This window comes from Roseomonas rosulenta, assembly GCF_016106005.1.
GTDB lineage: Bacteria > Pseudomonadota > Alphaproteobacteria > Acetobacterales > Acetobacteraceae > Neoroseomonas > Neoroseomonas rosulenta.
Map to the genome: position 1 here is coordinate 1 of NZ_JACADR010000171.1, position 9,578 is coordinate 9,578.

The following is a 9,578-nucleotide window of genomic DNA, read 5'->3' on the forward strand; positions in this document are numbered from 1 at the left end:
GCCGGCAGGGACCATCCGGCCGGGATGCGCTTGTCGGGGGACGGCGCGGCCGGAGCCGCCCATGCCTGCGCGGCGTTTCGCCTGCGCCGCTGTGCGCGCGGCACAGGCCGCGCGTTGCGGTGCGTTCCGGTGGCGCGGCCTCACGCGGCCGCGCCGCCCGGGGTCAGTGCCGGACGCCCTCGATCGCGCCCTCGGGCTGGGGCGAGGTGAAGACGCTGTCCGCGAAGGCTTCCTCCCAGGTGCCGCCGGTGCTGGCCTTGGAGTATTCCGTCGCGCGGTTCTCGAAGAAGTTGGTGTGCTCGACCGCGTTCAGCATCTCGTCGAGCCAGGGCAGCGGGTTCTTCTCGATGTTGTAGAGGGGTTCGAGGCCAAGCTGCTGCAGGCGGCGGTCGGCGATGAAGCGGATGTAGGTCTTGGTCTGCTGGGCATCGAGGCCCTGCACGCCGCCCAGTTCGAAAGCGAGGTCGATGAAGGCGTCCTCGTGCTCCACGATGGTGGCGCAGATCAGATAGAGGTCGCGCTTCAACTCGGCCGTCCAGATCTCCGGGTTTTCCTGCACGAAGGTGCGGAACAGGCGGATCACCGACAGGCAGTGCAGCGTCTCGTCACGCACCGACCACGACACGATCTGCCCCATGCCCTTCATCTTGTTGAAGCGCGGGAAGTTCATGAGGATCGCGAAGGAGGCGAACAGCTGCAGCCCCTCGGTGAAGGCGCCGAAGGCCGCGAGGGTCTTGGCGATCTCGGTCTTGGAGTCGACCGAGAAGGTCTGCATGTAGTCGTACTTGTCCTTCATCTCCTTGTACTTCAGGAATGCCGTGTACTCGATTTCCGGCATGCCGATAGTGTCAAGCAGGTGGGAATAGGCCGCGATGTGGATCGTCTCGGTGTTCGAGAAAGCCGACATCATCATCAGCACTTCGGTCGGCTTGAACACCTGGGAATACTGCTTCATGTAGCAGTTGTTCACCTCGACATCGGCCTGCGTGAAGAAGCGGAAGATCTGCGTCAGCAGGTTCCGCTCGGACTCCGTGAGATTCTTCTGCCAGTCCTTGACGTCATCCGCCAGCGGGACTTCCTCGGGCAGCCAGTGGATGCGCTGCTGGGTCAGCCAGGCATCATAGGCCCAGGGGTAGCGGAAGGGCTTGTAGACCGGGTTGGAGGTCAGGAGGTCGAACCTCACAGGAAGCTCGTCGGTCGCGATTCCATCGGCCATGATGCTGATCCCAAGCGCTGCTGCGGTATCCCCGATCCTACCACACTTGGTGGTCGCGGCAATCGGGCGCCGCTATATCTTGTGGCGACGCTGCATCCCGCAAGGAGGCCGCGCGTCAGGATGCCGTCACCCCCGCGACGCGCGCCATCTCGCGGTTTTCCTCGATCTCGCGCAGGATCCGCGCGGCCATCTCGGCCGGCCCCTCGGCGATGACCAGACCCCCGGTGTCGGCGATGCGCTCGGCCATGGCGCCATCGCGCATCAGGGCAAGCGAGTCGCGCGCGATGCGCTCCACCACAGCGGGGGGCAGCCCCTTCGGGCCGATGAAGCCGTACCAGGGGCTGGTGTCGGGGATCTCGAGGCCGACATCGGCCAGCAGCGGCACGCCAGGCAGCACCGGTGCGCGCTGCGGCCCGGCGATGGCGATGGCGCGAATCCGCCCCTGGCGCTGCAGCCCGATCGCGCCCGACAGCGTGCTGAAGGTGGCCGGCACGCGGCCGGACACCACCTCCTGCAAGGCCGGCGGCGCGCCGCGGAAGGCGACATGCGTGACCTCGATTCCCGCCTTGCGGCGGAACATCTCGAGCGCGAAGTGCCCCGAGGTGCCGTTGCCGGAGGAGGCGAAGGCCATGCCCGGGTCGCGCTTCGCCGCCTCCACCAGCTCCTGCACCGTGCGCCAGGGGCGTTCGGCGCTCACGAACAGCACGGTGGGCGACCCATACAGCACCGAGATCGGCGTGAAGTCGGCCACCGTGTCGTAGGGCAGGCGCTGCTGCACGGCCACGTTGCTGGTATGCGTACTGGCCGCGAGCAGCAGCGTGTAGCCGTCGGGCACGGCGCGCGCGACCGCCTCGCTAGCGATGATCTGGCTGGCGCCGGGGCGGTTCTCGATGATGACGGGCTGGCCCCACAGGCGCTGCAGCGGTTCCTGCAGCAGGCGCCCGACCAGGTCGGTGGGCCCGCCGGGGGGGAAGCCGATCAGCACGCGCACGGGCTTCTCGGGCCAGTTGGCCTGGGCGCGGGCATTGCCCGCCATCGCCAGGCCGGCGGTTGCAAGCGCGAATCTCCGCCGTGCGATCATGCTGTGTCCTCCCGTGGCCGCGACGTTGGTGCCTGGTCCGGTCGGAAGGCTATCGGAGGCGATGGCGCGGTGTCGATTCCCGCCGGGGTGACAGGATCAAAGGGCCTCGCGGCTCTTTGCGGCCTGGCGGCGCTGCCGCCAAGGTTCGGGGAGGGCGCCGCCCTCCCCGGTCGCCCGTCACTGGCAGGCTAGGCATTCCTCGTAGTTGTTGGCATTCCCCGCCGCGCCGGATGCCGCCGACGCCGCCATCGGCATCGACGCCTCCCCGCCGGTCGGCACATGCGCCGCCATGATGTCCCCCTGCCCGACCACCTTCTCGCTGATGGTGTCGGCGCGCTGGATCGACAGCGAGCGGCAGTAATACAGCGACTTCACGCCCTTCTTCCACGCGCTCAGGTGGATCTGGTGCAGGTCGCGCTTGTGCACGTTGGCCGGCAGGAACAGGTTCACCGACTGCGACTGGCAGATGAAGGGCGTGCGGTCGGCCGCATGCTCGATCACCCAGCGCTGGTCGAGCTCGAAGGCGGTCTTGAACACTGCCTTCTCCTGCTCGGTCAGGAAGTCGAGGTGCTGCACCGAGCCCTTGGTCACGGTGATGGAGGTCCAGGTCTCGTCATCGTCGCGCCCGTGCTTCGCCAGCACCTTCTGCAGGTACGGGTTGCGCACGATGAAAGAGCCCGACAGCGTCTTGTGATTGTAGACATTGGCCGCGATCGGCTCGATCCCGGGGCTCGCGCCGCCGCAGATGATGCTGATCGAGGCCGTCGGCGCGATCGCGATCTTGTTCGAGAAGCGCTCCATGAAACCGTACTCGGCGGCGTCCGGGCAGGGCCCGCGCTCCTCGGCCAGCATGCGCGAGGCGAGGTCCGCCTGCTCGCGCACATGCTTGAACATCTTCTTGTTCCACACCTTCGCGACGACGGACTCGAAGGGCACGTTCATCTTCTGCAGGAAGGAATGGAAGCCCATCACGCCGAGGCCGACCGAGCGCTCGCGCATGGCGGAATACTTCGCCCGCGCCATGGAATCGGGCGCGGTGTCGATGAAGGACTGCAGCACGTTGTCGAGGAAGCGCATCACGTCCGGGATGAAGCGCGGATCGTCCTTCCACTCGAACCAGGTCTCGCAGTTGAGCGAGGAGAGGCAGCACACCGCGGTGCGCTGCTCGCCATGCTGGTCGAGGCCCGTGGGCAGCGTGATCTCGGAGCACAGGTTCGAGGTCTTGACCTCGAGCCCCGCGAGCTTGTGGTGCTCCGGCCGCGCGCGGTTCACGTGGTCGGAATAGATGATGTAGGGCTCGCCCGTCTCGATGCGCGCCGTAAGAATCCGGATCCACAGGGACCGCGCCGAGACCTTGCGCATCAGCGCCCCGTCCTTCGGCGAGACCAGCGCCCATTCCTCGTCGGCCTCGACCGCGCGCATGAAGGCGTCGGGGATCAGCACGCCGTGGTGCAGGTTCAGCGCCTTGCGGTTCGGGTCGCCGCCCGTGGGGCGCCGCATCTCGAGGAATTCCTCGATCTCCGGGTGGTTCACCGGCAGGTAGCAGGCCGCGGAGCCGCGCCGCAGCGAGCCCTGCGAGATCGCCAGCGTCAGGCTGTCCATCACGCGGATGAAGGGAATGACGCCCGAGGTCTTGCCGTTCTTGCCGACCTTCTCGCCGATCCCACGCAGGTTGCCCCAGTAGGAGCCGATGCCCCCGCCCTTGGCCGCCAGCCAGACATTCTCGTTCCACAGGCCGACGATGCCATCGAGGCTGTCCGAGGCCTCGTTCAGGAAGCAGGAGATGGGCAGGCCGCGAGTCGTCCCGCCATTGGACAGCACCGGGGTCGCCGGCATGAACCACAGGCGGGAGATGTAGTCGTAGATGCGCTGCGCATGCGCCGCGTCGTCGCCATAGGCGCTCGCGACACGCGCGAACAGGTCCTGGTAGGTTTCGCCCGGCAGCAGGTAGCGGTCGTCGAGCGTCGCCTTGCCGAAATCGGTCAGCAGCGCGTCGCGCGACCGGTCGATGCGGACCTGGCCATGCCCTTCGAGCTGCACGGCCGCATCGAACATCGCCGGCTGCGGCTCCGTCTGGGCGGCGTTACGGATTGTGTCGCCAAGCTGCGCTGCGTCGAACACGGATACACCCCCTGAATCAGTCATCCCCTGCTCCGCATCGTGCCGTCGCTTCGCCGGGGAACACAAGATGTAGTCTTGCCACAGTCCAGCAACCACCACATCGGGTGGAAAAGAGACCCCTTGCCAAGAGTCCCCCGGCTGTCACAGGCGGAAATGTGTTCCCGTTTCGTTCATTAGCGCGCAGCCGCGCCGCGCCCGCAAGTCCAGACTTTTCCACAGGCTCCGCGCAGTGCAGGCTATCTGGCGGACCTACCCGCAAAGGATCGCGATGACCCCGCTCCGCCGCCGCGCGCTGCTCGCCACCCCGCTGATCGCCCCGCTCGCCCGCCCAGCCCGCGCGCAGGGCGCCTGGCCGACCCGGCCCATCCGCATCGTCATCCCCTTCGGCACCGGGGGCGGCACCGACATCACCACCCGCCTGCTCGCGCCCAAGCTCGCCGAGATCCTCGGCCAGCCCGTGGTGCTCGAGAACCGCCCCGGCGCCGGTGGCGTGGTCGGCACCGACTATGTCGCGAAGCAGCCCCCGAACGGGGAGGTCTTCGTGCTCTCGACCCTCTCGCCGATCGGCCTGGCGCGCGGCCTGCCCGCGCCCGTGCCCTTCGATGCGCGGCGCGACCTGGTGGCGATCGCCCCCACCGTCTTCGTGCCCATCGCCATGGCCATCACCACCCGCAACTTCGCCCCGCGCACGGCGCAGGAGTTCGTCGCCGCGCTGAAGGCCGCGCCCGGCCGCTACCAGTATGGCTCCTCGGGAATCGGCAGCTCGGGGCACATCGCTTCGGCCTCGTTCTGCATCCGGACCGGGACCCAGGCGGTGCACGTGCCCTATCGCGGCGGCGGGCAGGTCTTCACGGCGCTCACCGCCGGGGAGATCCAGTTCTGCTCCGACATCCCCTCCATCCTCAAGGGCTTCCAGGAGGGCGGCACCGCGCGCGTCATCTTCGTCGCGACCGACCAGCGTTCCTCCCTGCTGCCGGACGTGCCGACCGCGGCCGAGGCCGGCATCCCGGGCTACAAGGCCTATTCCTGGTACGGATTCTTCGCGCCCACCGGCACGCCGCAGGCGATCGTGGACCGCATGGCGGCGGCGACCGAGCAGGCGCTCTCCGACCCCGCCATCAGCGCCCGCTTTGACGAGATGGGCACGCCGGCCATGCGCGGCTACACGCCGGCCCGATTCGCGCAATTTGTGCGCGACGAGATCGACCTGTGGGAGCCGGAGGTGCGTGCACTGGGCATCCGGGCGGAATAGGGCACGCGCCGGCTGGCGGCGTCGGGCTCAGCCCATCGGCGCCACGCCCGGCATACGCGGCGCAGTCTGTCGCAGCACATCTAGGAAGGCGCGCACCGGCCCCGGCATGTAGCGGCGCCTCAGCGTGAGCGCCGCGATCGCCCCGGCCGGGTCCTCGACCGTCGCGTCCAGCGCGCGCAGGAAGCCAGCGCTGGTCGGGTGGTGCAGCAGGTTGCGCGGCAGAACCGACAGCCAAGGCCCGCCGGCGATCAGACTGAGCCGCATCACGATCGAGACCGACACCACCGCCGCCCGCGGCACCGCGAGGCCCTCCCGCGCGAAGGCCGCGCTCACCAAGCGCCCGAGGAAGGTGCCGGGCGGCGACAGCGTCCAGGGCTCGCCGGCCAGGTCGGCGAGGCGCAGCCCCCGCCGCCGCACCAGCGGGTTGGCGCGATCCGCCACCACCACCAGCGGCACGCGGTAGAGCCATTCGGCGGCGATGTCCTCCGCCGCCTCGCCCGCCCCAGCGCGTGTCACCACCACATCGAGCCGCCTGGCGCGCAAATCCTCCATCAGGGTGCCGGTATCGGCGATGGCGATGTCGAAGGCGACGCGCGGGCGTTCGGCGGCAAGGCGGCGGATCGCCTCGGCCACGGTGAAGGTCATGGGTTCCGTGGTACCGATGCGCACCTCGCCCGCCAACGGATCGGCGATATGGGCAATGTCGCGCTCCGCCTGGCCGAGTTCGTCGAGCATCGCCCGCGCACGCTCGGCCATCGCCTCGCCGAAGGCGGTCGCGCGCACGCCGCGCGCATCGCGCTCGAGCAGCGGCACGCCGAGCGTCGCCTCCATCTCCGCCATCGCCTTGGACACGGCAGGTTGGGTCAGCGCCAAGCGCTGCGCGGCGCGGGCCATGCTGCCGGCCTCGATCACGGTCAGCAGCGCATCGAGGTCCTTCAGCCGCAGCCGGCGCGCAAGGCGGGAGGCGGCGCTGGCGTCCATGACCTATTCTCCCAGGTTTGATCTCCCCAACGAAACACGATTTCTGTTTTCAGCCGCAAGCCCGCATCCTTCCTCCGTCGTCCCGAAGGAGCCGCGCCGATGCCCAGCCGCCGCAGCCTGATCGCCGTCCTCGCTACCCTGCCCGGCCTCGCCCGCGCACAGGGGGCGCCGCTGCGGATCGTCTTCCCCTTCGCACCAGGCGGCGCGGCGGATGCGGTGGCGCGCATGCTCGTCGAGCAACTCGGGGCGTCCCTCGGCCGGCCGGCGATCGTCGAGAACCGCACCGGTGCAGGCGGGCGGATCGGCGCCCTGGCGGTGCGCGGCGCGGCGCCGGACGGCACGACGTTGTTGTTCGCCGCGGGGACGCAGATGGTGCTCCAGCCCCATACAGACTCGGCGATCGGCTACGATCCCGTCGCCGACTTCCGTCCCGTCGCGCAGGTCATGCGCTTCGGCCAGGTGGTCGCGGTCGGCCCCGATCATCCTGCGCAGGACATCGCGGGGCTGCTTGTCTGGTATCGCGCGGACCCCGCGCGGCGGTCCTTCGGGTCGCCTGGCATCGGCACCGGGGCGCATTTCGCCGGGCTCGAGCTCGGCCGCCTGGGTGGCGTCGCGCTTGAGCATGTCGCCTATCGCGGCACGCCGGCGGCGTTGCCGGACCTGCAATCGGGCCGGCTGCCGATGTTCGTCGCCTCCTTCGCCGAGTTCCGCGAACACGCCGCGGCCGGGCGCGTGCGCCTGATCGCCACCACCGATGCCGAGCGGTCGGCCGCGACGCGCGACATCCCGACACTGCGCGAACAGGGCATCGACGTGGTGGCGCCGGGCTGGTTCGCGCTGTACGCACCGGCGGGCACGCCCGATGCGGTGATTGCGCGCCTCGCCGCCGCGGTGGCCGAGGCGGTCGGCGCGGGCGGCCTTGGCGCACGCATCGCCGCCATGGGCTTCGAGCCGAGCGGCGTAGGACCCGAAGCGGTCGCGGCAGCGCAGCGCGACGAGTCGGCGCGCTGGGCCGCGATGGTGCGTGCCAGCGGCTTCCGTCCGGCCTGACCCCGAGCGCGGGACCTGCGGGGCTGCGGCCCCGGGAGGCCGATGGTACACCCGCAGCCCTCAGCGTGTGCGGCGACGGGAAGCCAGCCGGGTACGTGGCGCCCGGCGTCCAAGCCACGCAAGGGGTGAGGCGTTCCGGCCCCAGGCGCCAGCGCCGCCGCGTCAGTTCCGCTGCGCCAAGCGCCGCCCGACGATGTACCCCCAGGCCATGTTGGGCCCGATCGTCGTCCCCGTGCCCACGCCGCGCGTCCCGATCGGGTTCGCCATCGCCACCCCGGCGGCGAACAGGCCCGCGATGACGCTGCCATCGGGGCGCAGCACCTCGCCATGCGCGTTGGTCCGCGCGCCCCCCTTGGTCGCGAGGATCGCGCGGTTGAAGGGCAGCGCGAGGAAGGGCGGGCGGACCAGCGGCGCGATCCCCGCGCGGCGCCGCTTGTCGCCGGCCGCGGCCGCGTCGGGGCGCGCCGGGCGGCCGAAATCGCTGTCCTGCCCGGCCAGCGCGGCGGCGTTGAAGCGCGCCACACTCGCCTCGAGCGCCTCCGCCGGCACATCGATCAGGCGCGCAAGCGCCACGACGTCCGGTGCCTGGCGCAGCCAGCCCGGCGCGGCGCGCGCGGCCCAGCGCACCGGCGGCAGGCGATCGAGCATGGCCGAATCGCTGATCACCCAGGCCGGCAGGTGCAGCGGCTGGCCGGTGCCAGCGTCGCGCGCGTCGATCGCCTCGCCGATGTTGAAGGTCAGCTCGTTCACGAAGCGCACCCCGTGGCGGTTCACCAGGAACGCATTGGGCTCGGTGTGGAAGGGCACCGGGCGCGCCATCAGCCGTCCCTCGTAGCGGGTGGGGACCGAGGGGGTCAGCGTCGCCTGGTCCATGCGCGCCAGCGCCGCCCCGGCCGCCGCCGCCATACGCTGCCCGTCCCCCGCATTGCCCGGGGGGCTGCCGAGCCAGTCCACCGGGCCGGGGAAGTGCTCCGCGCGCAGCGATTCGTCCCATTCGAAGCCGCCGGTCGCGATCACCACGCCGGCGCGCGCCGACCACGCCTCGCGCACCCCGCCGCGCTCCACCTCCGCACCCGTCACCGCGCCGTCGGCATCCTGCACCAGCGCCACCGCCCGGGCTTCGAGCAGCACGCGCACGCCGCGGTCGAGGCAGCCGCGCAGCAGCCCCGTGACCAGCGCCGTCCCCTTGCCCCGCGTATTGGTCAGGATCCGCCACGCGAGGCGCGGCCAGAGCGACGCCGCGGTGCGCCAGGGGTGGTGGTAGAGGTCCGTCTCCACCGCCTCGTGATAGGTGAACAGCTCCGGGATGGTGGATTTCCGGATGCGGAAGGCGAAGCGCCCGGCCCGCCAGCGGCTGAGCGGCAGCGGCGAGAGCATCCGCCCGCGCGCCTTGTGGCCGGGCAGGCCGCGCAGCGGGTCGGGCTCGGGGGTGAGGGCGAAGCGCAGCGGCGTGGCCGATTCGACAAAGCGCAGCATCTCGGGCGCGGCGCGCACGAAGGCCTGCCAGAGCGCGTCCTCCTCCGCCGCCCAGCCCTCGGGTGCCGCGGCGCGGATGTAGTCCAGCGCCTCCACCTCGCTGTCCTCGATCCCCGCCGCCGCCGCATGATGGTTCGCCGGAATCCAGGTGCCAGCGCCGGACATGGCGGTGGTGCCGCCCAGCCGCGCGGTCTTCTCCAGCACCGTCACGCGCAGCCCCTGCGCCGCGGCGGTCAGCGCCGCCACCAGCCCGGCGGAGCCCGAACCGAGCACCAGCACGTCCGTCTCGTGTCGTGTCATCCCCGCCTCATCGCCCCGCAGCCGCGCTGCGGCAAGCGCGGCGCCGCCCGGCCGGGCAACGACGCGGGCATGCCGCGCCGGATCGATCGCGAACCGCGCCG

The 9,578-nt window shown here is 70.8% G+C and carries 7 protein-coding genes; 2 read left to right on the top strand and 5 right to left on the bottom strand.

The annotated features are described in order from the left end of the window. Positions 1–163 precede the first annotated feature (163 nt). From HW578_RS17875 to HW578_RS17885, 3 genes are all read right to left on the bottom strand, one after another. Positions 164–1,216, bottom strand: coding sequence for a ribonucleotide-diphosphate reductase subunit beta (locus tag HW578_RS17875; RefSeq protein WP_198371971.1), 1,053 nt, complete (start codon positions 1,214–1,216; stop codon positions 164–166). Between the two features lie 115 nt (positions 1,217–1,331). Further along, positions 1,332–2,297 carry a Bug family tripartite tricarboxylate transporter substrate binding protein gene (locus tag HW578_RS17880; protein WP_198371972.1) on the bottom strand — a complete coding sequence of 322 codons (966 nt, stop codon included), beginning with the start codon at positions 2,295–2,297 and terminating at the stop codon, positions 1,332–1,334. Between the two features lie 177 nt (positions 2,298–2,474). Beyond that, positions 2,475–4,352, bottom strand: a complete 1,878-nt coding sequence (locus tag HW578_RS17885) for a ribonucleoside-diphosphate reductase subunit alpha (RefSeq protein ID WP_198371976.1) — start codon at positions 4,350–4,352, stop codon at positions 2,475–2,477. Between the two features lie 334 nt (positions 4,353–4,686). Between HW578_RS17885 and HW578_RS17890 the strand changes: the two genes are divergently transcribed. Beyond that, the gene (locus tag HW578_RS17890) at positions 4,687–5,670 is read left to right on the top strand and encodes a Bug family tripartite tricarboxylate transporter substrate binding protein (RefSeq protein WP_232479080.1); all 984 of its coding nucleotides are present in this window, start codon (positions 4,687–4,689) and stop codon (positions 5,668–5,670) included. A 27-nt stretch (positions 5,671–5,697) separates the two neighbouring features. Here HW578_RS17890 and HW578_RS17895 read toward each other — a convergent pair whose 3' ends face one another. Next, positions 5,698–6,651: a LysR family transcriptional regulator gene (locus tag HW578_RS17895; protein ID WP_198371973.1), complete on the bottom strand. Its 954-nt coding sequence runs from the start codon at positions 6,649–6,651 to the stop codon at positions 5,698–5,700. A gap of 99 nt (positions 6,652–6,750) precedes the next feature. On the opposite strand from HW578_RS17895, the gene HW578_RS17900 reads away from it, so the two are divergent. Then, complete coding sequence (locus tag HW578_RS17900; RefSeq protein WP_198371974.1) at positions 6,751–7,701, top strand: Bug family tripartite tricarboxylate transporter substrate binding protein; 951 nt, start codon at positions 6,751–6,753, stop codon at positions 7,699–7,701. A gap of 162 nt (positions 7,702–7,863) precedes the next feature. Here HW578_RS17900 and HW578_RS17905 read toward each other — a convergent pair. Continuing rightward, positions 7,864–9,578, bottom strand: a 1,715-nt coding sequence (locus HW578_RS17905) for an FAD-dependent oxidoreductase (RefSeq protein WP_369407919.1), incomplete at its 5' end; no start/stop codon positions are given.

Coding starts and splice junctions, on each gene's coding strand:
- HW578_RS17875 (WP_198371971.1), bottom strand. CDS start 1,216: ATGGCCGATGGAATCGCGACCGACGAGCTTCCTGTGAGGTTCGACCTC.
- HW578_RS17880 (WP_198371972.1), bottom strand. CDS start 2,297: ATGATCGCACGGCGGAGATTCGCGCTTGCAACCGCCGGCCTGGCGATG.
- HW578_RS17885 (WP_198371976.1), bottom strand. CDS start 4,352: ATGTTCGATGCGGCCGTGCAGCTCGAAGGGCATGGCCAGGTCCGCATC.
- HW578_RS17890 (WP_232479080.1), top strand. CDS start 4,687: ATGACCCCGCTCCGCCGCCGCGCGCTGCTCGCCACCCCGCTGATCGCC.
- HW578_RS17895 (WP_198371973.1), bottom strand. CDS start 6,651: ATGGACGCCAGCGCCGCCTCCCGCCTTGCGCGCCGGCTGCGGCTGAAG.
- HW578_RS17900 (WP_198371974.1), top strand. CDS start 6,751: ATGCCCAGCCGCCGCAGCCTGATCGCCGTCCTCGCTACCCTGCCCGGC.